General features: G+C 51.0%; 15 protein-coding genes, 2 tRNA genes and 3 rRNA genes. 13 read left to right on the forward strand and 7 right to left on the reverse strand.

Annotated features, from left to right (window positions below; translation table 11 throughout):
* Nucleotides 1-60 precede the first annotated feature (60 nt).
* The 3 genes from ttcA to glmS all read left to right on the forward strand — a co-directional run bounded on the left by ttcA (nucleotide 61) and on the right by glmS (nucleotide 4296).
* Nucleotides 61-990: a tRNA 2-thiocytidine(32) synthetase TtcA gene (gene ttcA, locus KMZ15_RS00410; protein WP_223694606.1), complete on the forward strand. Its 930-nt coding sequence runs from the start codon at nucleotides 61-63 to the stop codon at nucleotides 988-990.
* A gap of 51 nt (nucleotides 991-1041) precedes the next feature.
* Nucleotides 1042-2415 (forward strand): bifunctional UDP-N-acetylglucosamine diphosphorylase/glucosamine-1-phosphate N-acetyltransferase GlmU, encoded by a 1374-nt coding sequence (glmU, locus tag KMZ15_RS00415; RefSeq protein WP_223692999.1) that lies wholly within the window; start codon nucleotides 1042-1044, stop codon nucleotides 2413-2415.
* A gap of 63 nt (nucleotides 2416-2478) precedes the next feature.
* The gene (gene glmS / locus KMZ15_RS00420; protein ID WP_223693018.1) at nucleotides 2479-4296 is read left to right on the forward strand and encodes a glutamine--fructose-6-phosphate transaminase (isomerizing); all 1818 of its coding nucleotides are present in this window, start codon (nucleotides 2479-2481) and stop codon (nucleotides 4294-4296) included.
* A 181-nt stretch (nucleotides 4297-4477) separates the two neighbouring features.
* Here glmS and argC read toward each other — a convergent pair whose 3' ends face one another.
* Both argC and KMZ15_RS00430 read right to left on the reverse strand, forming a co-directional pair.
* Nucleotides 4478-5428, reverse strand: a complete 951-nt coding sequence (gene argC / locus KMZ15_RS00425) for an N-acetyl-gamma-glutamyl-phosphate reductase (RefSeq protein ID WP_223693020.1) — start codon at nucleotides 5426-5428, stop codon at nucleotides 4478-4480.
* Complete coding sequence (locus KMZ15_RS00430; RefSeq protein ID WP_223693022.1) at nucleotides 5428-6111, reverse strand: orotate phosphoribosyltransferase; 684 nt, start codon at nucleotides 6109-6111, stop codon at nucleotides 5428-5430. Before KMZ15_RS00430 ends, argC begins: the two co-directional genes overlap by 1 nt.
* A gap of 222 nt (nucleotides 6112-6333) precedes the next feature.
* On the opposite strand from KMZ15_RS00430, the gene KMZ15_RS00435 reads away from it, so the two are divergent.
* The 9 genes from KMZ15_RS00435 (at nucleotide 6334) to ubiA (ending at nucleotide 16562) form a co-directional block, all read left to right on the forward strand.
* A complete protein-coding gene (locus KMZ15_RS00435; RefSeq protein WP_223693024.1) occupies nucleotides 6334-8604 on the forward strand; it encodes an NADP-dependent malic enzyme in 2271 nt (756 codons plus the stop codon).
* A gap of 293 nt (nucleotides 8605-8897) precedes the next feature.
* Nucleotides 8898-10428, forward strand: a 16S ribosomal RNA gene (locus tag KMZ15_RS00440).
* A gap of 45 nt (nucleotides 10429-10473) precedes the next feature.
* Nucleotides 10474-10550 (forward strand) — tRNA-Ile (locus tag KMZ15_RS00445).
* Between the two features lie 35 nt (nucleotides 10551-10585).
* Nucleotides 10586-10661, forward strand: a tRNA-Ala gene (locus tag KMZ15_RS00450).
* Nucleotides 10662-10882: 221 nt separating this feature from the next.
* Nucleotides 10883-13763: ribosomal RNA gene (locus KMZ15_RS00455) — 23S ribosomal RNA — on the forward strand.
* Between the two features lie 88 nt (nucleotides 13764-13851).
* A 5S ribosomal RNA gene (gene rrf, locus KMZ15_RS00460) occupies nucleotides 13852-13965 on the forward strand.
* The 16S, 23S and 5S rRNA genes sit together here with 2 tRNA genes alongside, the layout of an rRNA operon.
* 171 nt (nucleotides 13966-14136) lie before the next feature.
* Nucleotides 14137-15117, forward strand: coding sequence for a LysR substrate-binding domain-containing protein (locus KMZ15_RS00465; protein WP_223693026.1), 981 nt, complete (start codon nucleotides 14137-14139; stop codon nucleotides 15115-15117).
* 82 nt (nucleotides 15118-15199) lie between these two features.
* A complete protein-coding gene (locus KMZ15_RS00470; protein ID WP_223693029.1) occupies nucleotides 15200-15688 on the forward strand; it encodes a Dps family protein in 489 nt (162 codons plus the stop codon).
* A gap of 4 nt (nucleotides 15689-15692) precedes the next feature.
* On the forward strand, nucleotides 15693-16562 hold the full coding sequence (gene ubiA, locus KMZ15_RS00475; protein WP_223693031.1) for a 4-hydroxybenzoate octaprenyltransferase: 870 nt from the start codon (nucleotides 15693-15695) through the stop codon (nucleotides 16560-16562).
* Between the two features lie 108 nt (nucleotides 16563-16670).
* Here ubiA and proC read toward each other — a convergent pair whose 3' ends face one another.
* The 5 genes from proC to KMZ15_RS00500 are packed head-to-tail and all read right to left on the reverse strand — an operon-like array spanning nucleotide 16671 to nucleotide 24740.
* Entirely contained in the window at nucleotides 16671-17483 is an 813-nt protein-coding gene (gene proC / locus KMZ15_RS00480; protein WP_223694608.1) for a pyrroline-5-carboxylate reductase, read from the reverse strand.
* 51 nt (nucleotides 17484-17534) lie between these two features.
* Nucleotides 17535-18230: a YggS family pyridoxal phosphate-dependent enzyme gene (locus KMZ15_RS00485; RefSeq protein WP_223693034.1), complete on the reverse strand. Its 696-nt coding sequence runs from the start codon at nucleotides 18228-18230 to the stop codon at nucleotides 17535-17537.
* 31 nt (nucleotides 18231-18261) lie between these two features.
* Nucleotides 18262-19335: a 3-deoxy-7-phosphoheptulonate synthase AroG gene (aroG, locus tag KMZ15_RS00490; RefSeq protein ID WP_223693036.1), complete on the reverse strand. Its 1074-nt coding sequence runs from the start codon at nucleotides 19333-19335 to the stop codon at nucleotides 18262-18264.
* Between the two features lie 32 nt (nucleotides 19336-19367).
* Nucleotides 19368-20843 (reverse strand): metalloprotease TldD, encoded by a 1476-nt coding sequence (tldD, locus tag KMZ15_RS00495; RefSeq protein WP_308710299.1) that lies wholly within the window; start codon nucleotides 20841-20843, stop codon nucleotides 19368-19370.
* Nucleotides 20844-20861: 18 nt separating this feature from the next.
* Entirely contained in the window at nucleotides 20862-24740 is a 3879-nt protein-coding gene (locus KMZ15_RS00500; protein ID WP_223693040.1) for a YhdP family protein, read from the reverse strand.
* Between KMZ15_RS00500 and KMZ15_RS00505 the strand changes: the two genes are divergently transcribed.
* Nucleotides 24739-24894: a hypothetical protein gene (locus KMZ15_RS00505; RefSeq protein WP_223693042.1), complete on the forward strand. Its 156-nt coding sequence runs from the start codon at nucleotides 24739-24741 to the stop codon at nucleotides 24892-24894. The two genes, KMZ15_RS00500 and KMZ15_RS00505, sit on opposite strands and share 2 nt — an antisense overlap.
* Nucleotides 24895-24903: the final 9 nt, after the last annotated feature.

Here is a 24903-nt window from a genome sequence, read left to right on the forward strand (position 1 = left end):
AATTTACAGGATGCGCCGGCGTCCCCTGCTGAGGCAGAGACTCGTGCACGCGAGCGCGCGATGAGCGCACTAAGCCGTCGCGCACAAAAAGATGCTTACGAGAACAATAAGCTTTACAAGCGGCTGGCGCGGCAGGTTGGCCAAGCGATTGCTGACTATCAGATGATTGAGGCCGGCGATAAGGTGATGGTGTGTCTATCGGGTGGTAAAGATAGCTATGCCTTGCTTGATATCTTGCTTAGATTACGGGAACGGGCGCCCTTACATTTTGATATCGTTGCGGTTAACCTTGATCAAAAACAGCCAGGTTTCCCGGAACATATATTGCCTGAATATTTAACCCAAAAGGGTGTGCCGTTTCATATTGAAAATCAAGATACCTACAGTATCGTTAAACGCCTCGTGCCAGAGGGAAAAACCACGTGCTCATTATGCTCACGCCTACGGCGCGGAATTTTATATCGCGTGGCAAGCGAGCTGGGCGCCACCAAAATTGCGCTTGGCCATCATCGTGATGATATCCTTGAGACATTATTTCTGAATTTATTTTATGGTGGCAAGCTCAAAGGAATGCCGCCAAAACTACAGTCAGATAATGGTAAGCATATCGTTATCCGTCCGCTCGCCTATGTAAAAGAGGCCGACTTAGAAGATTATTCTGCCTTGCGGCAATTCCCAATTATTCCGTGTAATCTGTGCGGTAGCCAAGCTAATCTAAAGCGTGCAGAAATGAAGGTTTTGATCCGTGATTGGGAAAAGCGTTATCCGGGCCGAGTGGAGAGTATCTTTAATGCACTGACGAATGTGATTCCATCACATCTGATGGACCGTGAATTATTTGAGTTTGCTGATCTACGTGTGACGGGTGCTGTACCTGCTCATGGCGATATTGCCTTCGATGATGAACCGTGTAGTGTTGGGCCGGCTGAAACAGGAGTAGAGAATACTTTGCCCCTCAGTTTGCAGCCAATGCTACGCGCGGCGCCATGATAAAATAATTTTATTAGATTTCTCACCCTAGTTTAACTCTCTGCGCGCATTGTGAATATTGTGATCCTGGCGGCCGGTGAAGGTAAGCGTATGCGCTCAGCCTTACCCAAAGTGCTCCATTTACTGGCGGGCCAGCCGCTTCTTTGTCATGTTCTTGATACCGCGCGCGCCTTGCAGCCTGCAAAAATCGTCGTGGTGCTTGGGCATGGTGCGCTGGCAGTGCAGCAAGCCGTTGCTCTGCCCGCGGTCGAATTCGTGATACAAGCGCAACAATTAGGGACGGGCCATGCAGTGCAACAGGCACTGCCATTGCTGGATCGTTCTATGCCAGTGCTGGTGCTATATGGTGATGTACCTCTGATTAGCGTGCCCACACTTGAGCGACTCATTAAACAGGCCAGTGCGGACCCTAATGCAGAGCGTTGTGCGATTTTGACGGCGACACTCGCCGAGCCCAGCGGTTATGGGCGTATTGTGCGTGAGTCGATGGGCCGCGTGGTGCGCATTGTGGAGCAAAAAGATGCCAGCCCTGAAGAATGCAAAATCAATGAAGTTAACACCGGCATCATGCTGCTGCCCGGCGCCCGTATTGCCAATTGGCTTGCCGAACTGAACAATAATAATGCTCAGCACGAATACTATCTGACCGATGTGATTGAGCGTGCGATTGCGGAGAATGTAGACGTTGTCACGAGCCAGCCTGACAATGTATCCGAAACCATGGGGGTTAACAACAAAGCACAGTTAGCGCTGCTTGAGCGCACTTATCAGCGCCAACTGGCAGACGCATTACTTGATAATGGCGTTACGCTGGCGGACCCAGCACGGATTGATATACGTGGCGCACTCACCTGTGGCCGCGAAGTGTCAATTGATGTGAATTGTGTGTTTGAAGGCGCTGTGAAGTTAGCTGATGGCGTGAGTATTGGTCCGCATTGTGTGCTGAAAAACGCAGTGATTGGCGCTGGGGCAAAAATTAATGCTTTGACGCATATCGAAGGGGCGCACATAGGTGAGCGCGCCGTGATTGGTCCATATGCACGGCTGCGGCCAGGCGCAATCCTTGCAGAGGATACCCATATTGGCAATTTTGTCGAGGTTAAAAATGCAATGCTTGGCGCTAGCTCAAAGGCGAACCATCTCAGCTATATTGGTGACGCCGATGTTGGGGCGCATGTCAATATAGGTGCGGGTACGATTACCTGTAATTATGACGGTGCACAAAAGCATCGCACGGTAATTGAAGATAACGTGTTTGTGGGTTCTGCGACGCAGCTGGTGGCGCCGGTTAAGATTGCACAGGGAGTAACGATCGCAGCGGGTACAACTGTTTGGCGAGATGTGCCCGCGGGCGCCCTCGTGCTTAACGAAAAAACGCAAATCGCTAAAGCTGATTATGTGCGGCCCACCAAAAGAAAAGATTGATGAGTATTAAACTCCAACGCTCGCTATCTTTCATTATTCAACTTTTATCATTCTGAGTCTTATATGTGTGGCATTGTCGGCGCGGTCGCGCAGCGTAATATTGTTCCAGTCCTAATCGAAGGGCTGCGGCGGCTTGAATACCGCGGCTATGATTCTTGCGGTGTGGCCGTGCTGGCAGAGAAAGAGCTGCGCCGTGCACGTAGCGTGTCGCGTGTCGCCCATCTTGCAACTGAGGTGCAAACGACACATTTAACGGGTGATATTGGGATTGCGCATACGCGTTGGGCCACCCATGGCGCGCCGGTGACAGATAATGCCCATCCGATTTTTTCACGCGATACGATTGCGCTTGTGCACAATGGCATTATCGAGAATTACGAAGTCCTGCGTGAAGCGCTGCAAGCACAAGGCTATGAATTTATCAGCCAAACGGATACTGAAGTCATTGCTCATTTGATTCATAGTTTGTATCGCGGCGACCTTTTTAGCGCAGTACGTGCAGCGGTCCGTCAGCTACATGGTGCTTTTGCAATTGCCGTTTTTAGTCGCGATGAGCCGCACTATATTGTGGGTGCGCGGCAAGGCTCACCTCTGGTAGTCGGGGTGGGTGACAATGAGCATTTTCTTGCTTCCGATGCGCTCGCGCTTGCGGGTAGCACAGAGCGCTTTATTTTTCTTGAAGAGGGCGATGTCGTGCAACTTTCGCGTACGGCATGCTGTATTGCTGATCACACTGGTGCCATTGTGGAGCGCGAAATACGTACCGTCGCGGCCTATGGCAGTGCGGTTGAGCTCGGGCCCTATCGCCATTTTATGCAAAAGGAAATTTTTGAGCAGCCGCGCGCGATTGCGGATACCATTCCCGTGGCGGAGGCATTTATCCCCGCACATTTTGGTGAACAAGCTGAGCAGGTATTTGAAGGGATTGATAGCTTGTTGATATTGGCTTGCGGCACCAGCTATTACGCGGGTTTAACGGCTAAATATTGGTTTGAATCAATGGTTGCGCTGCCGACTCAGGTTGAAATTGCCAGTGAGTATCGTTATCGGGATTCAGTGCCCAATCCGAATAGTTTAGTGGTGGTTATTTCGCAGTCAGGTGAGACCGCTGATACATTAGCTGCGTTAAAGCATGCACAAGCATTAGGACACACTCGTACACTGGCGATTTGTAATGTCGCAACCAGTGCGATGGTGCGGCAGACGGCGCTGGCATTTTTGACGCATGCCGGCACAGAGATCGGCGTGGCCTCAACCAAAGCTTTTACTACACAGCTGGTTGCCCTGTTTATGCTGGCGGTCACCTTGGGTAAGCTGCGAGGGCGAGTTGCGGCAAGTGCTGAAGAAACTTATCTCAAACAACTCCGTCATTTGCCTGCTGCTTTAAACCATGTTCTTGCACTGGAGCCGCAAATCATTGCATGGGCTGAGCAATTTGCCTCTAAAGAAAACGCGCTTTTTCTCGGACGTGGCCTGCACTACCCAATTGCGCTTGAGGGCGCGCTCAAGCTAAAAGAAATCTCGTACATTCACGCTGAGGCTTATCCCGCTGGTGAACTCAAGCATGGCCCGCTAGCCCTGGTTACTCGCGCCATGCCAGTTGTCACGGTTGCGCCAAACGATGCGTTGCTTGAAAAGTTGAAGTCGAATATACAAGAAGTTCGCGCACGCGGTGGCGAGCTCTATGTCTTTGCCGATGCCGATACGCGCATCGTCAATGGCGAAGGTTTGCATGTGATCCGGCTGCCTGAACATTACGGTTGGTTGTCCCCGATTTTGCACGTCATACCGTTGCAATTGTTGGCATACCATACTGCGTGTGCGCGTGGGACAGATGTCGATAAACCTAGGAACCTTGCAAAGTCAGTGACGGTGGAATAATCGTATATCTATTTGGATTGTTTGAAATGGATTATCAGACCCTGCTTATCCAACGTAATACTCATCCAGCATGGCGCTTACTAGCAGCAGTTAATGCACGGTTGGTTGCTAGTTTTCTATGCCGTAGTTTTATCAAGCCATCCGTAGTTTGGAAAATTAGAGTTCGAGAGTGGATTGGTATTTATGCGATAGCAGTCAATCCTGCCATTTCACCCGTACCAAGGCGTAGGTTCATGCATTGAATCGCGGCGCCTGATGCACCTTTGCCTAAGTTATCAAGCCGTGCAATAGTGACGATCCGATCTTGGTTACCGAATACAAAAATATCTACGCGATTTGTATTATTACACTCTTGGATATTAAAGAAACTTTGGTCAAGATTCTCTACCGCATCAAATGGCGCAACCCGGATAAAAGGCTCATTTTCATAATATTCGGCAAGCACCGCCTGAACGTGTTGAGGGCCAACGCCGGGGGCAAGATAACGAGAATAAAAACAAGTCGTAACCGCCAAACCTTGATAAAAAGAAGCAACAATCGGCGTGAAGATGGGCGCGGCGGCAAGTTCCGCATGCATCGTCATTTCTGGCAGATGCTTGTGCTCAAGGCCAAGCGCGTAGTGTCTCGGACTTGTAAATGACGGGTTTTCACCGCGCTCATAAGCCGAAATCATTTGCTTGCCGCCACCACTATAACCCGTAATTGAATAACTGCTCAGCGGACAATCAGGCGGCATAATGCCTTTTGCTACCAACGGATGCGCGGCGAGTATAAACGCCGATGCATGGCAACCTGGCACCGCAATTCGCTGGGACGTGCGGATGCGCGCGCGCTGTGCGCGGTTTAGTTCCGGTAACCCGTATGCCCAATCATGATCGGTGCGAAAGGCGGTGCTGGCGTCAATGATGCAGGTATTGGGGTTGTCGACGAGTGCTACCGATTCACGCGCGGCAGTGTCGGGTAAACACAAGAAGGTCAGATCTGAAGCGTTGATCAGGGCGCGTCGCTGCTCAACGTCTTTTCGTTTATCTTCGTCAATACGTAGTATTTCAATATCACGTCGGATCGCAAGATATTCAAAAATCTTCAGGCCGGTGGTGCCCTCTTGTCCGTCAACAAATACTTTAATCATTAAACCACCGTTTCAGAGCCACCGTGCGCAGCTGACCATGCGGCGGGAGCGTGTAAGAATTTCTCGACTTCATCGAGCGTCGCAGGATCGAAATAATTCAGTGACTTGGCCACTCGAAGAACATCCCACCAAGTGGCAAGGGCATGGAGCTCAACCCCGATCTCTTTTAAAACAGAGCGGCTTTCGGCAAAGATATCATAGTGAAAGAGCACAAAGACATGGTTAACTTGAGCCCCCGCTGTGCGCAGCGCTTCACAAAAATTAATCTTGCTGCGGCTATCGGTGGTTAAATCCTCCACCAGTAAAACACGCGCTCCTTCTGTGAGATGACCTTCAATCTGCGCATTGCGGCCAAAGCCTTTTGGTTTTTTTCGCACATATTGCATGGGCAACATTAGCCGGTCAGCGATCCAGGCGGCAAAAGGAATGCCAGCGGTTTCACCACCGGCTACCGCATCAATTTGCTCGAAGCCAATCTCATCTAAGATCGTCGATTCAGCCATTGACATCAGGGTGCGGCGTGCGCGCGGAAAGGAAATCAGTTTGCGGCAGTCGATATATACCGGGCTGGCCCGACCAGAGGTCAACATGAAAGGGTTGACGGTATTAAAGTGCACCGCTTGTAACTCAAGCAGAATTTTTGCTGTAGTGTCAGCAATGAAGGGGTGATTAGAGCCTGTCATGGCAAATCCTATTTTAGTAGACCCCCTTATTTTACCTAGAATTTTTGTGAAATTCTTTCATTTATGGCGAAAATAAATAACAAAAATTTTGTGCTTAAACCTTATTGATGGCCTTGAGGTGTAAACTAGGCTCCCCGCGGCGAGTGGCCAACTCATTCAGCCTGCTGTCGGGCAGTTTAATTCTTTTGGGCTTAAAATCAACAAAACCACAGGTTAGATGTAATGGACGAACAACTTAAGCAAAGCGCGCTTTATTATCATCAATTCCCCCGCCCTGGCAAGATATCGGTTACTCCGACGAAGCCATTGTCCAATAGCCTAGACCTGGCTCTTGCTTACTCGCCGGGAGTGGCGGCCGCGTGTGAGGCGATTCATCAAGATCCGCTGACGGCACAAAAATACACCTCACGCGGCAATCTAGTGGGCGTGATCACAAATGGTACCGCCGTGTTAGGTCTTGGTAATATTGGGCCACTTGCCGCTAAACCTGTGATGGAGGGCAAAGGTTGCTTATTTAAGAAGTTCGCTGGCATTGACGTATTCGATATTGAGCTGGCAGAAAACGATCCAGACAAGCTGGTTGAGGCAATCGCTATGCTGGAGCCAACGCTGGGTGGTATTAATCTTGAAGATATTAAAGCGCCCGAGTGTTTTTATATCGAACAAAAGCTGCGCGAGCGGATGAAAATTCCGGTTTTTCATGATGATCAACATGGCACGGCGATTATCGCGTCTGCCGCTATCCTTAACGGCTTGAAGGTCGTTGGCAAAAAGTTAAGCGAAATCAAACTTGTTTGTTCGGGTGCGGGTGCAGCAGCAATTGCTTGCTTAGATTTGCTCGTCGATCTTGGGCTAAATAAAGCCCATATTCTTGTCGTCGACTCAAAAGGCGTGATCCATGATGGGCGCTCCAACCTGGATCCCACTAAAGCACGTTACATTGCTAAAACTCAAGCACGCGAGCTAGCCGATGCGATGCAAGATGCAGATGTTTTTCTCGGGTGTTCGGCGGCAGGCGTGCTTAAGCCAGAAATGGTGAAAAGCATGGCCGCGAAGCCATTGATTCTCGCGCTGGCTAACCCAGAGCCGGAAATTCGCCCAGAGCTTGCTAAAGCGGCGCGCCCAGATGTTGTGATTGCGACGGGTCGCTCAGACTATCCGAATCAGGTCAACAATGTATTGTGTTTTCCCTTTATTTTTCGCGGCGCGTTGGATGTAGGGGCAACCTGTATCACTGAGCAGATGAAGCTAGCTTGTGTAAAGGCCATTGCCGAATTAGCACAAGACTGCGATCAAGGTGATGAGGTGGCGAAGGCTTATGAAGGTCATACACTTGAATTTGGACCGGATTATTTAATCCCTAAGCCATTTGATCCACGTTTAATCATCAAAATTGCACCGGCCGTAGCACAGGCGGCGATGGATTCAGGCGTAGCAACGCAACCCATTACTGACATGGATGCCTACCGTGAGCAGCTCGCCGGGACCGTTTACCGCACGGGGATGGTGATGCGTCCAGTCTTCACCGCAGCTAAAACGGCGCCAGCGCGGATTGTGTTTGCCGAAGGTGAGGACGAACGCGTTTTGCGCGCGGCTCAATTTGTGTTGCTTGAAAAAATCGCGCAGCCTATCGTAGTAGGTCGACCGGCTGTGATTGAAATGCGTTTGAAAAAAATAAGCTCAAAGTTAAAAATTGGTCAAGATTTGATTGTTGTTAATCCAGAAGATGATTCGCGTTATCAAAAAAGTTGGCAAGAATATCATCGGCGAGGGGCCCGTGAAGGCGTCACGCCAGAAGTGGCGAAGGCGGCGATGCGCAAGTCTAATACCTTGATTGGCGCGACTCTGGTTCACCTAGGTGAAGCCGAAGGCATGATCTGTGGTCTGATTGACACTTACCATAGTCACCTGAAATTTATTCAGCAAGCGCTGGGTTGCGCGCCCGATGTCAGTCATTATGCCGCGATGAATTTGTTGATGCTGCCAGGGCGCAATTTGTTCATCTGCGATACCTATGTCAATCAAGAACCGAGTTCGGAGCAGTTGGCTGAGATGGCGGTGCTTGCTGCGCGTGAAATTAAGCGCTTTGGCATTGTGCCCAAGATTGCGCTGTTATCGAGTTCAAATTTTGGTAGTGCGCCAAACGCCTCCTCGCAACGCATGGCTAAAGCGCGCGCATTGATTGTTGAGCGCGCACCCGAGCTCGAGGTGGAGGGTGAGATGCATGGTGATGCCGCCTTGTCCGAAGTCTTACGCAAAGCGGCCTTTCCTGGGTCAAAACTGACCGGTGAGGCGAATCTCTTGATTATGCCAAGTCTAGAGGCCGCAAATATTGCCTACAATTTATTAAAAATGACGAGCGGCGAGGGCCTAACCATAGGCCCATTCTTGCTTGGCGCATCAAAACCGGTGCATATTCTGACTCCAGGCGCCACCGTGCGGCGGATCATCAATATGACGGCGATTGCCTCGGCTAATGCGAATCTTATTTAATTTAAAGATTTTTGCGAAAAGGGGTTGACGGTTTGGCGTAAAGGCAGCATAATCTCGTTCCTTCGCTGCTGAGTCAGCGAGACACGAACCGGAAGGTAAGTGGGCGATCTTTAAAAAGTTACAGTCGATAAGAGTGGGCACTTGATGAAAGCGAGTTTTTTGTGGCGTAAGTCATGAGAAATGAAGATAGATATCAAGTCTCACAAGAAGTAAGATGGGTAGTAGAGTAATCTACGACTTGTCAACCTTTGAGAGAGCACCCGTCTGAAAAGATGGGGAGTTTAAACAGGTTTAAACAGAAGAGTTTGATCCTGGCTCAGATTGAACGCTGGCGGCATGCTTTACACATGCAAGTCGAACGGCAGCGCGGGTTTCGGCCTGGCGGCGAGTGGCGAACGGGTGAGTAATACATCGGAACGTGTCCTGTAGAGGGGGATAGCCCGGCGAAAGCCGGATTAATACCGCATACGATCTACGGATGAAAGCGGGGGACCTTAGGGCCTCGCGCTATAGGGGCGGCCGATGTCGGATTAGCTAGTTGGTGAGGTAAAGGCTTACCAAGGCGACGATCCGTAGCTGGTCTGAGAGGACGACCAGCCACACTGGGACTGAGACACGGCCCAGACTCCTACGGGAGGCAGCAGTGGGGAATTTTGGACAATGGGGGCAACCCTGATCCAGCAATGCCGCGTGTGTGAAGAAGGCCTTCGGGTTGTAAAGCACTTTTGTTCGGGAAGAAAACGTTAGGGTAAATAATCTTAATGGATGACGGTACCGGAAGAATAAGCACCGGCTAACTACGTGCCAGCAGCCGCGGTAATACGTAGGGTGCAAGCGTTAATCGGAATTATTGGGCGTAAAGGGTGCGTAGGCGGTTTGTTAAGACGGATGTGAAATCCCTGGGCTCAACCTGGGAACTGCATACGTGACTGGCAGACTAGAGTATGGCAGAGGGAGGTGGAATTCCACGTGTAGCAGTGAAATGCGTAGATATGTGGAGGAACACCGATGGCGAAGGCAGCCTCCTGGGCCAATACTGACGCTGAGGCACGAAAGCGTGGGGAGCAAACAGGATTAGATACCCTGGTAGTCCACGCCCTAAACGATGTCAACTGGTTGTTGGGGATAGCTATCCTTAGTAACGAAGCTAACGCGTGAAGTTGACCGCCTGGGGAGTACGATCGCAAGATTAAAACTCAAAGGAATTGACGGGGACCCGCACAAGCGGTGGATGATGTGGATTAATTCGATGCAACGCGAAAAACCTTACCTACCCTTGACATGTACATAATCTGGCCGAGAGGTTGGAGTGCTCGAAAGAGAGATGTAACACAGGTGCTGCATGGCTGTCGTCAGCTCGTGTCGTGAGATGTTGGGTTAAGTCCCGCAACGAGCGCAACCCTTATCCTTAGTTGCTACGCAAGGGCACTTTAAGGAGACTGCCGGTGACAAACCGGAGGAAGGCGGGGATGACGTCAAGTCCTCATGGCCCTTATGGGTAGGGCTTCACACGTCATACAATGGTCGGAACAGAGGGTAGCCAACCCGCGAGGGGGAGCCAATCCCAGAAAACCGATCGTAGTCCGGATTGCAGTCTGCAACTCGACTGCATGAAGTTGGAATCGCTAGTAATCGCGGATCAGCATGCCGCGGTGAATACGTTCCCGGGTCTTGTACACACCGCCCGTCACACCATGGGAGTGGGTTTTACCAGAAGTGGCTAGTCTAACCGTAAGGAGGGCGGTCACCACGGTAGGATTCATGACTGGGGTGAAGTCGTAACAAGGTAGCCGTATCGGAAGGTGCGGCTGGATCACCTCCTTTCTAGAAGATGCTTGAAGTCAAGTGTCCACACTTATCGGCTGTAATGGGTCTGTAGCTCAGGTGGTTAGAGCACACGCTTGATAAGCGTGGGGTCGTAGGTTCAAGTCCTACCAGACCCACCAAGCACAGGCCTGTTGATTGGTCAAGGAAGACACAGGGGGGCATAGCTCAGCTGGGAGAGCACCTGCTTTGCAAGCAGGGGGTCGTCGGTTCGATCCCGTCTGCCTCCACCAATCTTTATTCGTCAGGGTTCCTGGTAAGGGAGCATTGCCGAATAACGATTGTCGTAAATCGACTGTCACGTTCTTTAACAAAATGGAAGAAGTAAAGTATGTGTAGACATTCTTGAGATGGAATGTTGAAGCATACATGGGTAATAGATTGTATCGACTTATCGAGACGGGTCAGCCGTTGAGATAAGGCAAACAAGTACTTAGAGACACCCTAGTTATAGGGTCAAGTGAATAAGTGCATGTGGTGGATGCCTTGGCGATCACAGGCGATGAAGGACGTGGTAGCCTGCGAAAAGCTTCGGGGAGCTGGCAAACAAGCTTTGATCCGAAGATGTCCGAATGGGGAAACCCGGCCCGAATGGGTCATCCTTGACTGAATACATAGGTCAAGAGAAGCGAACGCGGTGAACTGAAACATCTAAGTAGCCGTAGGAAAAGAAATCAACCGAGATTCCCAGAGTAGTGGCGAGCGAAATGGGAAGAGCCTGTATTTTTTAGCACAATAGTTAGCAAAATGGAATGGAAAGTCCAGCCATAGAAGGTGATAGCCCTGTATGCGAAAACTGTGGTGTGGAACTAGGGATACGAAAAGTAGGGCGGGACACGTGAAATCCTGTTTGAAGATGGGGGGACCATCCTCCAAGGCTAAATACTCGTGATCGACCGATAGTGAACCAGTACCGTGAGGGAAAGGCGAAAAGAACCCCGGAAGGGGAGTGAAATAGATCCTGAAACCGCATGCATACAAACAGTAGGAGCCTCGCAAGGGGTGACTGCGTACCTTTTGTATAATGGGTCAGCGACTTACATTCAGTAGCGAGCTTAACCGATTAGGGAAGGCGTAGCGAAAGCGAGTCCGAATAGGGCGATAGTTGCTGGGTGTAGACCCGAAACCGGATGATCTATCCATGGCCAGGATGAAGGTGCGGTAACACGTACTGGAGGTCCGAACCCACTAATGTTGAAAAATTAGGGGATGAGCTGTGGATAGGGGTGAAAGGCTAAACAAATCCGGAAATAGCTGGTTCTCTCCGAAAACTATTTAGGTAGTGCCTCGTGTATCACCTTCGGGGGTAGAGCACTGTCATGGTAGAGGGGTCCATCACGGATTACCTCGCCATAGCAAACTCCGAATACCGAAGAGTGCAATCACGGGAGACAGACGCCGGGTGCTAACGTCCGACGTCAAGAGGGAAACAACCCAGACCGCCAGCTAAGGTCCCCAAGATTGGCTAAGTGGGAAACGAAGTGGGAAGGCTAAAACAGTCAGGAGGTTGGCTTAGAAGCAGCCATCCTTTAAAGAAAGCGTAATAGCTCACTGATCGAGTCGTCCTGCGCGGAAGATGTAACGGGGCTCAAGCCAGTCACCGAAGCTGCGGATGCATAGTAATATGCATGGTAGGAGAGCGTTCTGTAAGCCTGTGAAGGTGTATCGAAAGGTATGCTGGAGGTATCAGAAGTGCGAATGCTGACATGAGTAGCGATAAAGGGGGTGAAAAGCCCCCTCGCCGAAAGCCCAAGGTTTCCTACGCAACGTTCATCGGCGTAGGGTGAGTCGGCCCCTAAGGTGAGGCAGAAATGCGTAGCTGATGGGAAGCAGGTTAATATTCCTGCACCGTCGTTAGATGCGATGGGGGGACGGATCGCTAAAGGTTGTCCGGGTGTTGGATGTCCCGGTCCCTACATTAGAGAAGGCGCTTAGGCAAATCCGGGCGCGGAATTCAAGGATGTGGGGCGAGCAAACGTGAGTTTGCGAAGCAATTGGAAGTGGTTCCAAGAAAAGCCTCTAAGCTTCAGTCTAATGACGACCGTACCGCAAACCGACACAGGTGGGCGAGATGAGTATTCTAAGGCGCTTGAGAGAACTCGGGAGAAGGAACTCGGCAAATTGGTACCGTAACTTCGGGATAAGGTACGCCCTGGTATCTTGACTGGCCTGCGCCAGAAGGGAGAAAGGGTTGCAAAAAATTGGTGGCTGCGACTGTTTAATAAAAACACAGCACTCTGCAAACACGAAAGTGGACGTATAGGGTGTGACGCCTGCCCGGTGCCGGAAGATTAAATGATGGGGTGCAAGCTCTTGATTGAAGTCCCGGTAAACGGCGGCCGTAACTATAACGGTCCTAAGGTAGCGAAATTCCTTGTCGGGTAAGTTCCGACCTGCACGAATGGCGTAACGATGGCCACACTGTCTCCTCCCGAGACTCAGCGAAGTTGAAATGTTTGTGATGATGCAATCTACCCGCGGCTAGACGGAAAGACCCCATGAACCTTTACTGTAGCTTTGTATTGAACTGTGAACCGGTCTGTGTAGGATAGGTGGGAGGCTTTGAAGCGTGAACGCTAGTTTGCGTGGAGCCAACCTTGAAATACCACCCTGGTTTGTTTGCGGTTCTAACCTTGGCCCGTAATCCGGGTCGGGAACAGTGCATGGTGGGCAGTTTGACTGGGGCGGTCTCCTCCCAAAGCGTAACGGAGGAGTACGAAGGTACGCTAGGTACGGTCGGAAATCGTACTGATAGTGCAATGGCATAAGCGTGCTTAACTGTGAGACTGACACGTCGAACAGGTGCGAAAGCAGGTCATAGTGATCCGGTGGTTCTGTATGGAAGGGCCATCGCTCAACGGATAAAAGGTACTCTGGGGATAACAGGCTGATACCGCCCAAGAGTTCATATCGACGGCGGTGTTTGGCACCTCGATGTCGGCTCATCTCATCCTGGGGCTGTAGCCGGTCCCAAGGGTATGGCTGTTCGCCATTTAAAGAGGTACGTGAGCTGGGTTTAAAACGTCGTGAGACAGTTTGGTCCCTATCTGCCGTGGGCGCTGGAAATTTGAGAGGACCTGCTCCTAGTACGAGAGGACCGGAGTGGACGAACCTCTGGTGTACCGGTTGTCACGCCAGTGGCATCGCCGGGTAGCTATGTTCGGAAGAGATAACCGCTGAAAGCATCTAAGCGGGAAACTCGCCTCGAGATGAGATTTCCCGGGAATTCGATTCCCCTGAAGGGTCGTTCGAGACCAGGACGTCGATAGGCTGGGTGTGTACGCACAGTAATGTGCTTAGCTAACCAGTACTAATCGCCCGTGAGGCTTGACCCTATAACTTGTGTGTCTTATCTATTACCTAATTACTTCTTCCCCCCTTTTTGATGAATTGAGATCACTCTCAGTTCTTCTACCCTTTACGCCTGATGACCATAGCGTGTTGGAACCACCCCTTCCCATCTCGAACAGGACCGTGAAACAACTCCACGCCGATGATAGTGCGGATTACCCGTGTGAAAGTAGGACATCGTCAGGCTTCTCTCTTTAAGCAAAAAGCCTCCCAACAAGGGAGGCTTTTTGTGTTCTAAGCGTTTTTTAGCGCACTATACATCCTTCTAACTAATATAATTCAGCGCCATCATCTACAATAGCAAAGCTTCGTATGCAATACTGGCATAGGGCAGTTGTTTTGGTATACTGAAAATACATGACCCTCACCGAACTCAAGTACATCGTTGCAATTGCTCGTGAACGGCACTTTAGTCGCGCTGCTGATGCTTGTTTTGTTAGCCAGCCCACTTTATCTGTAGCAATCAAAAAGCTCGAAGATGAGCTGAATGTGCAAATTTTTGAACGTGGTACCAGTGAAATCAGCGTAACACCGATTGGCGAACAAATTATTGCGCAGGCACAACGTGTTTTGGAACAAACCCAGGCGATTAGAGAAATTGCCAAACAAGGCAAAGATCCACTGATAGGACCGATACGCCTTGGTGTGATTTATACAATCGGGCCTTATCTATTGCCTTCGCTGGTTAAGCAAATGATCAAGATGGCGCCGCAAATGCCATTGATGCTGCAAGAAAATTTTACTTTGAAGCTGATTGAGTTACTTAAGCAAGGTGAAATTGATGTGGCTGTGATTGCCTTGCCATTTCCTGAAACGGGGCTGGTAATGCGCCCACTGTATGATGAACCCTTTGTGGTTGCCTTACCTAAAAGGCATCCATGGGAACAACAGACTTCAATTGATGCCAACGACCTTAAGCAAGAAACCATGCTGCTTCTTGGTAACGGACATTGTTTCCGGGACCATGTGCTCGGCGTGTGTCCAGAGTTGATGCGTTTTTCACAGAATGCGGACGGTATTCAAAAAACCTTTGAAGGTTCATCGCTTGAAACTATCCGCCATATGGTAGCAAGCGGAATTGGCATTACCGTGCTGCCGTGCACTTCCGTGCCGGCTGAGCAAATTGGCAAACATAAGATAACGCATCATAAGAATGCTGTTGATAATGCTATGCTGAGTTATATTCCATTTAAAGAACCGGTACCGGACCGCCGGGTGGTGTTGGCATGGCGCAAGAGCTTTACGCGTATGCCCGCCATTGATGTCATTTGTTCAGCCGTTGCTGCCTGCAATTTACCGGGAGCAAAAAAACTGGATTTACCCGCTAAGCAAGCATAAAACGCATTCAATTTAAGTTGCCTAAATGCCGGATACTGAATCCATCCATGTACCACAGTAATTCTTTTTTAAGGAGCATGTAATGACTAAAAAAGTCTCAGCCACTAATATCAATATTGGCATCAGCGATCAAGATCGCAAACACATTGCCGAGGGTTTAAGTCACGTATTGGCGGACACCTATACCTTATATTTAAAGACCCATAATTTCCATTGGAATGTCACCGGCCCGCAGTTTAATACACTGCACCTCATGTTTGAAACTCAATATACTGAGCTTGCTAGTGCGGTGGATGAGATTGCCGAGCGGATTCGGGCCTTAGATTTTCCGGCTCCTGGCAGTTACCGCGAATACGCAAAACTCTCTTCTATCCCTGAAGCGGAGGGTGTGCCAGCGGCTGAAGAGATGATTCGTCAACTGGTTGAAGGCCATGAAGGCGTAGCACGAACTGCGCGCAAATTTTTCCCAGTGGCTGACGATGCGCATGATGAGCCAACTGCGGATTTACTCACACAGCGTATGCAAACCCATGAAAAAACCGCCTGGATGCTACGCTCTATGTTGGCATAAGCAAATGGCCGCTCACAACATAGCTTGGCTTGTACCATACTGGCGTTTGCTGCGTCTGGATAAACCGATTGGTATTTTGTTGTTGCTGTGGCCAACACTGAATGCACTCTGGATTGCATCGAATGGCCCGCCGTCATTGTCGCTGTTGCTGATTTTTGTGATGGGTACGATTCTGATGCGTTCAGCTGGCTGTGCAATTAACGATTATGCTGATCGGGATTTTGACCGATATGTTGAGCGCACGCGCGAGCGGCCGATTACTTCTGGCCAAATTGCGCCTTGGCGGGCGCTGATGTTGGCAGTCGCGATCACATTATTTTCTTTTCTGTTAATTGTCTCTCTTAATGCAATGACAAAATGGCTCGCACTGATTGCGGTGTTGATTGCGGCCAGCTATCCATTGACCAAACGCTTTTTCGCATTACCTCAAGCTTATCTAGGCTGCGCCTTTGGTTTTGGTATACCGATGGCATTTGCCGCGGTGCAAAACCAACTGCCGCCTCTAGCGTGGGCTATGCTGATTGCAAATATATTTTGGTCAATTGCTTATGACACAGAATATGCAATGGTGGATCGTGATGATGACCGAAAAATTGGTATCCGCACTTCAGCGCTGACCTTTGGCCAATACGATGTGCTGGCGATTATGGGCTGCTATGCGTTGTTTTTGCTTATTTACGCGGCAATAGGTATTGCACTTGCTTATACATTGGCATTTTGGCTCGGTTTGATCGGCGCTATGCTATGTGCTGCGTATCATTACACGTTGATTCGTAGCCGCGAGCGGTCTGGATGTTTTGCCGCTTTCAGACACAATAATTGGCTCGGCGGAGTATTGTTTGCAGGTATTGCCGCGCATTATGCGCTGCTTTAAATGCGGCTTGTCACTTCCCCTTTTTGAGGGTTGGGTAGGATGCTTTTAGAAATACTCAGTGCGGCAGTTGCCTTCAGCAAACTTCTCTAAACGGCCGTTGTCTAAAGTTTAAGTTTGTCCGAACTCATCTGCCATTTGCTCCGCCCTCGCCCGGGCAGCAAATGCGCCGCGCATAATGGCTTCTTTTACGCCATCCGCAGTAAACGACGTAAGCGCTGCGGCAGTCGTTCCTCCTTTTGAGCTGACGCGTTCTCGTAGCGTGCTCACGGCTTCATTAGATTGCATGGCTAACTGGGTGGCGCCATTCACTGTTGCAAGTGCAAGCGAGCGGCTTTGGGCGTCATCAAATCCAAGTTGCCGGGCTGCCTCTTCAAGTGCTTCAATAAAATAAAATACATAAGCCGGGCCGCTGCCAGAGATTGCCGTGATAGCGTCGATTTGCTTTTCATGTTCACACCAGATGACTTGCCCTGCTGCGGCTAACACGGTTTCAGCAAGCTGACGGCCCTGTGCATTCACGCTAGTCAGTGCGGTAACGCCCGTCACACCCATGCCAATTGAAGCTGGCGTGTTGGGCATGGCACGCACAATCCGCGTATAACCGCCTAGCCAGTCCTGTATCGTTGCCGCACGAATACCCGCCGCGATGCTAATCACAACTTGCCTGTTTAGATACGGGGCGATTGCGTGAGCAATCTCTTTGAGTTGCTGTGGTTTAACCGCTAATACGAGTGCGTCATAGTGATGCAGGGCTGGACTGATCATGGCACTGGTGCGGATATGCCATTGCGCTTCGAGGCGTGCACATACATCGCTATTGACATCAATTGCATATAAATTCGCTGAAGATAGGCCACCTTTAACCAACCCGCCGATGAGCGCGTTGGCCATATTACCGCCACCAATAAAGGCAATTTTCATAGAGGCTTTGCTGGCTGACTGATTCATTGAATAATGTCCTCTTAAATTTAATTAATGTCTGACGCGCGTACCAAAGATCGCTGAGCCAATGCGTACCAGTGTTGCGCCTTCGAGTATGGCGGCTTCTAAATCAGCCGACATGCCGGCTGATAAAGTATCAAGTGCGAGTCCATCGGTACGTAGCGTAGCAAACAGCTGAGACACCTTGCGGTATGCTAAACGCTGCGCATCAAGGGTATCAGCCGGGGCTGGAATGGTCATCAAGCCGCGTAATTTGAGCCGCGGTAGTGTTGCCAGTGCATGTGCTAGCGAGACTGCGTCGGCGGGAGAGGCGCCACTTTTACTGGCTTCGCCGCTCATATTAACTTGTAGGCAGATATTGAGCGGCGGCAGATGGATGGGGCGCTGTTCGGAGAGCCGCTGGGCGATTTTAAGGCGATCCACGGAATGCACCCAATCAAAATGCGTCGCAGCCCATTTTGTTTTATTGCTCTGTAAAGGCCCAATAAAATGCCATTCTAGCTGCGCGCGCAAATCTGCCAACGCCTCGATTTTCTCTAGCGCTTCTTGCATATAGTTTTCACCAAATGACGATTGTCCGGCTGCATAAGCGGCGCGAATCATCTCGGCCGAAAACGTTTTTGAAACAGCCAGCAAGCTTACGGCATTCTCACTCCGGCTTGCTACGCGCGCCGCATTGGCAATGCGCTGGCGTATCGTGTTGAGTTGGTTAGCAATATCGGACATGGCGGCAGCGGAAATCGTCTTGCACTATGGGTTAATTGCTACGGCTGCGCGCAATCCGCCGTTGTCTGACCGCCTCCGCCAAGCCTTCTAGTACTGTCACGCTATCGTTCCAATCAATGCAAGCATCGGTAATGCTTTGCCCGTAAATTAGCGGCCCATCCCCTTCGAGATCTTGCCGGCCTGCAAGCAAGTGCGATTCAATCATGATGCCAACAATCCGCTCATCGCCGTTAGCAATTTGTTTGCCTATATCAGCACAGACCGGAATTTGGTTTTCGTATTGTTTGCGACTATTGGCATGACTGGCGTCGATCATGACGCGCGCAGCAAGGCCGGCTTTGGCAATTTCCGCTGCCGTCGCATCAACGCTTGCTGCATCGTAATTAGGCATTTTTCCGCCGCGCAAAATTAAGTGACAATCTTCGTTGCCGGTGGTAGAAACAATGGCTGACTGGCCGCCTTTGGTAACCGATAGAAAATGATGAGGCCGCGAGGCGGCTTTAACTGCATCGACGGCGATTTTGATATTACCGTCCGTGCCATTCTTGAAACCCACTGGGCAGGAAAGACCAGAAGCCAGTTCGCGGTGCACCTGAGACTCTGTGGTACGCGCCCCAATCGCCCCCCATGAAATGAGATCTGCCAAGTACTGCGGGCTAATCAAATCAAGATATTCAGTCCCAGCTGGCAGGCCCAGTTGGTTAATTTTTACCAGTAACTCGCGCGCCGTGCGTAGACCGTCATTGATCCTGAAACTATTGTCTAGGTAAGGGTCATTAATCAGGCCCTTCCAGCCAATTGTGGTACGAGGTTTTTCAAAATAGACCCGCATCACGATTTCCAACTCGCTCGCTAAGCGCGTGCGCTCAACCACGAGTTTATGAGCGTATTCAATTGCCGCTTGTGAGTCATGAATTGAACAGGGGCCAATCACTACAATCAGCCGATCTTCCATGCCATGCAAAATACGATGCAGCGCTTGCCGGCTATCGAAGATGAGCTTCGAGTTTGCTTCTGTACATGGAAATTCTCGGATCAGTTGCGCAGGTGGCGCGAGTTCTTTGAGTTCGCGAATACGGACATCGTCGGTATTGTGCGGGGACATAAAATTCTCCTGCAAATCGGTGAGTATTTTGATTAAACTGTGCCGCCAACCGTCATCTGGTCAATACGTAAGGTTGGCTGGCCTACCCCGACTGGAACACTTTGCCCTTCTTTGCCGCAAACGCCAATGCCGGTATCAAGGGCCATATCATTGCCTATCATGCTGATATATTTAAGCGATTCAGGACCACTGCCAATCAAGGTGGCGCCTTTGACAGGCGACGTGATCTTGCCGTTTTCAATCAGATACGCTTCGGAAGTTGAAAAAACAAATTTGCCATTTGTAATATCCACCTGACCACCACCAAAATTGACCGCATATAAACCATTTTTAACGGAAGCAATGATTTCTTGCGGGTCTTTATCGCCGTTTAGCATATACGTATTGGTCATACGCGGTAACGGCAGGTGTGCATAGGATTCACGGCGGGCATTGCCGGTGATGGGCATTTTCATTAACTGGGCATTGAGGGTATCTTGCAGATAGCCCGTTAAGATGCCGTTTTCAATCAAGGTGGTGCATTGGGTTGGATTACCTTCATCGTCGATATTCAGCGAACCGCGCCGATTGGCTAAGGTGCCGTCGTCAACCACACTGACGCCTTTCGCGGCAATTTGTTGGCCGACACGCCCGGCAAAGGCGGACGCGCCCTTCCGATTGAAATCGCCTTCGAGGCCATGGCCAATGGCTTCGTGCAATAAAACGCCAGGCCAGCCTGGGCCTAAAACCACGCTCATTACGCCAGCAGGCGCCGGCCGGGCGTCAAGATTGACCAATGCTGCATGCACCGCATCATCAACATAGCTGGCCAACACGGCATCACTGAAATAATCATAAGTGAAACGGCCGCCACCGCCACCCGTGCCGATTTCACGACGGCCATGCTGCTCGGCAATGACGGTGACAGAAACCCGTACGAGCGGCCGTATATCAGCCGCCAGCGCACCGTCGCCACGCGCGATAAGCACTACGTCGTACTCACCGGCTAGGTTGGCCATCACTTGTTTAATGCGTGAGTCGCGGCTGCGCGCCATCTGTTCAATGCGCTCAAGCAAGGCAATTTTTTCGTGAGCGCTGAGTGAGGTGAGCGGGTTCATGCCCAAATAAAGTTCGCGTCCTGTGACGCTATGTAACGAGTTGACTGCGCCAACGCGTGCGCGCCCCCCGCCTTGCTGGCCAAGTGCATGCGTGGTGGCGACTGCCTGTTTGAGTGCGGCTGACGACAAGTCATCTGAGTACGCAAAAGCGGTGCGCTCACCGGCTACCGCGCGTACGCCGACACCTTGGTCAATGCTAAATGCGCCCGATTTGACAATACCTTCTTCAAGGCTCCATGACTCGCTGTGGGTTGCTTGAAAGTACATGTCCGCATAGTCAACCCGGCGCGTAAAAATGTCGGTGAGCATGCGCGCGAGCAGTGCTTCGTCAAGTCCATAAGGAGTCAGCAGGGTATCTTTGGCAATAGCGAGAGAGTTAAAGCCGGCTTTAATAGTATTCATAAACGTCATTTAAGAGCGACCATGCAGTCATGGTGCAGGAGCCGCTTCGATTGGAAGATCAATTTTACTCGCTTCGCTTGGAATTCGTTCAATTTGCGGGTTGGCCCATGAGCCGGTAATGGCATATTGGTGCGAGAAATTGTGTGAGATGGCGGCCGATAGGACTAATTGCGCTAGATAGCTGCTAAAGCCGAGTAAAGGATTAATGGCGGCAGTAGCCAATGCGGCGGAGCCTGCGTCAATCGATGGTACTACGGTAACGAGTAAATTCTGCTTTTCTTGCGGAATGTGGGTACTTCCGCTCATAGTGATGCGTGCGCTGGGGCTTAAGATCTCAAAATTATCGGTGTAACCTATGCCATTTTTGACTGTTCCAGTCCCCTGAATTTGGTCAAAGGTCAAGCCTGAGCCAAATATGCCACGAAAATCTAGCATTAGAAAGCGCGCCAGGCTTTGCAACGACAAGACCCCGAGCAATTTACCAATGCCCGGCTCAACTTGCAGAATTTGTCCGCGCTGTAAATTAAATGACAATGAACTGTTCAAGCTTGGGTAATCAATGGCTATGGGCGTGCCTTGCCAGCTCACCTTGCCAACCAAGGCGCCGCTGCCATTGCGCAATGTGCGTGGCAGCCCGAAGTGATCTAATAGGTCGCCTGCGTTATTGATTGCGAGGTTGAACTCGAGGGCAGTCTGGCGGGGGCTGTTATGTGCCCCCAGCGTTGGGGGTTGGGCGATCTGCTGGTGGCGCGGAAGGCTCCAGTAACCGGTTGCGTTTAAAGTTGCGGCGGGGTTCAGAATGTGTAATTTGTCGAGTTGCCAAATTGGCGTGCCGTTGCCATCGGTCGTATTGTGCGCCGCCACTTCAACTTTTCCCAGAGCATGGCCGTGTACGGTCAGTTGGTCAATGATCCAATCAATTGCAGGGAGCGTGTTGGCCTGATCTTCGAGCTTTTTGCTGGTTAGCGTAGGCTCTTGAGCTGTTATTGAGGCGGGCAGGGTGAAATATTTAAAGCGCGCCCGTAGCGTGCCGCTTGGAGCGGATAAAAAAGGCTGCCAGCTCAGGTCGCCTAAAGCTTGAGGCGAAACGAGGCGAGCTTGCCAGCCGCTGCCGGTGCGATTTGCGTTAAGTTCAGGATTTTCCCAGTGTCGGTTAGCTGCTGTCAGTTTTTTGATCTGAGCATGCAGATGGGTCGGTAGCCAAGCTGACCAGGTTGTAAGTAGATTGGCTTGTGCGTGATTTTTCAGTGACTTGGATGTAGCCAAACCAGGAGACGTGAAAAGCGGGCTCATGGTGCTCAGCCACGCATCTAAATTGAGCTGTTCGAGATTCACGGTCGCGGTGATACAGCGTGCTGGCAAGCGCTGTTTTGGACAAATTTTGGCTGAAACAGGCTCGCCGATAGCGATTTGGCCGTCGACCACGGTCGGTTGTTGGTTGCTATGCAGTAAATAAGTTGCGCTCAGCGGGCCAATTTGCAGATCAAGGCGGCGCTGGCAAAGCGTAGAGGGCTTGGGTATTTGGGGTGTGCGCGCGCGGCTGGCGCTGGCTGATTGAGTCGCCTGAGTGGGGTGGGCGGGTTTCAGCGCCAAGCGAAGTGGCATGGGCGTACTGGAGTCTTTGGCAAATGGCGCTGGCAAACCAAGGCTTAAGCCGGTTAAGTCAGAGGTTGCGGTAATTTGCGCTGCGGCGTGTTTAGGGGCTTGTATATTGATTTGATAGTCTGCGGTGCCATTTAGGTGGTGAGCTAGCGCCGCGAGTGGACTGTCATGCGAGACCTTCTGTAATGCTTGAGCGGATAGTTGGCCATTGAGCACGATGGCGGTAAAACCGCTTGCTTTGACACCGCCGGTGCCGCTTATTCTGCCTCCTAGCCATTGCGCCTGAGGTTTGACCAGCGTGAGCGTGCGTTCAGTAAAATCAAGCTGGCCGGTGAGAGCGGTAAGCGGTGGCAAAGATCCCCAGTTTAAGCCGTTATCGGCAAAATTCAACGCCCCGTTAACCCCTGTATGCTCTCGGCCATCGCGCGGCACCTCAAGACGCAGCTTAAGTTGTGCGTTGCCACTGGCGCGCAACCGGTCAGTCAAGTGGGTAGTCCAATCTGGAATTGGGCTGGCATTGAGGTAGTGCAGCATATCGTCAAGCGGTCCATTGGCTAGGCCACTAATGACCAAGCTATTCGTGTGGGTGGATATATTATTGATATCCGCTTTAATCTTGCTAAGCATGACATTCCGATAGCGAGCAGCGTCAGCGGTCACTTTCAGTCGACTGCGATCTAGCTCAAAACGGCCACGGATACTCTCCAGCGCAGGCCATTGCGTAATAGCTTCAGCGCTGGGATCTGTTGCGGGATAAGACGAAGGGTCGAAGCGGCCATGCTCAAACGGCGCTAAAACATAAAAAACTCCGGGTTTTTGTGGGTCTTCAAATGGAAAATCGTCAAGCGCTCCTTCTACCTCGATGACCGCTTTGCGTGAGACTCCGCCAATCAGTGCATGTTTGAGGTAGGCCCGCAGTTTTGGGTTAATGTGGGTGGGCAGATAGCGTGGCACACGGGCAACTAGCAGGCGCTCAAAGTTTGCCGACAACTTTAAATAACCTTGTTTGGAGGCATCGTTTGACCAAGCTGCATGCACACTGCCAGCGGCATCGGCGTTGGCAAAACTGAGGCGAGGAAGCTGGACTTGAAGGAGCGTGCTTGAGTCAAGACGCTTAAACTGCCAATGCATTTTGCCGGTGAGTGTATCGAAATTGAGCGTCGGCTCATCAAATATGCTCTTAAGAGTGATTGACGTTTGTTTTGATGCCAGTGTCAGTGTGCCGCGGGTCTCATTGGCATCAATTGAACCGGAAAGATTAGTAAAGCCAAATAAAACAGGGGGTGACTGACCTGCGTTGCTGTTGGCTTGAGCGGATGTGTGTGCGGCGATGCCAATATTTTCAAGTTGCGCTTTAAAACGGTAGTGTGCAATGGGCGTATTGCCCGCTTCATTTGAGCGGGCAATAGCGGCATCAGCGCGAGTGGCGGGCAGGGTTTGCTCCCATTCTATGGCGTAATCACGCAGTACACCGCGCGGTTTGATGCGGGCGATCTGGTTTGTGAGTGTTGGTGAGATGGGTAATAGCTGAGCGAATTTACCCAATAAGCGCAGATCGACGAGATCGCCGTGCAGGGTAATGCGCTCACCACGTCCTGTCAGGGGCGAACAATAACGCCCGTCGAAACGCCCAATTAGATTGACGGGCGCGTTATGAGCCGCATCGGATAAGATCGATGCTTGCTCCAGACGAGCCGACAGCTGGCGAATGTGCACCGATATATCTGGTGGCGTGCGTTGCTGGTCGCCATGGTTAAATAGCGTAAATTGCGTACTGGTTAGCGTGAGGGCTAAGTTTGGTTGGGCTTCGTCTTGCCAATGGAGCGTACTATTATGTAGAGAGATGGTTTTTTGTAAGAGCAGCCAGTCCAACCCTGCGTGCTTGCTGCCGTGACGGTCCGTGAGCGGGATATTAGTGGGTATGCCTGCAATGGATAACCGACCATCGGCAGTGCGCCGTGCGGTCATTTCTGGGGCGTAAATATTTAGGCTCGCGAATATCGGTTTGAACCAGAGCAAAGAGCGCCATGATAGGGCGGCACTGGCGCGCGGTATGATGAGGCTGGCGCGGTCGGTGGCATCCCGTAGGGTCAATTGAGAAATTTCAATACGAGGATGCAGTGCCTGCCAGTGTCCGCTCAGTTGACCGATCGAGACTTGCATCCCAAGCGCGTGCGAGGCAGCTTGTTCAAGGCGGGGTCTGAAGGTGTCAAGCTTTGGCAAAATGCCATAGCGTAACGTGAGCGCCGCCGCTGCAATGCCGAAAAAGATGATCAGTACCAGCCCTGCGAAAACGGCAAACATGAGCTTGGCGTATGAGCATGGTTTAAAGAAACGGACTCTGCCCTTGGCTGCGCGTGGAGTGGGTGTTGGCTTAGAGGCGGGTGTGCGAGCGGGCATGCTGCGGCTAAAGGGCTATGAAATTACAGTAAAATTGAGGGAATCAGCGTATGGGTGAATGTAACAC

This window comes from Mycoavidus sp. HKI (assembly GCF_020023735.2).
Classification (GTDB): Bacteria; Pseudomonadota; Gammaproteobacteria; order Burkholderiales; family Burkholderiaceae; genus Mycoavidus.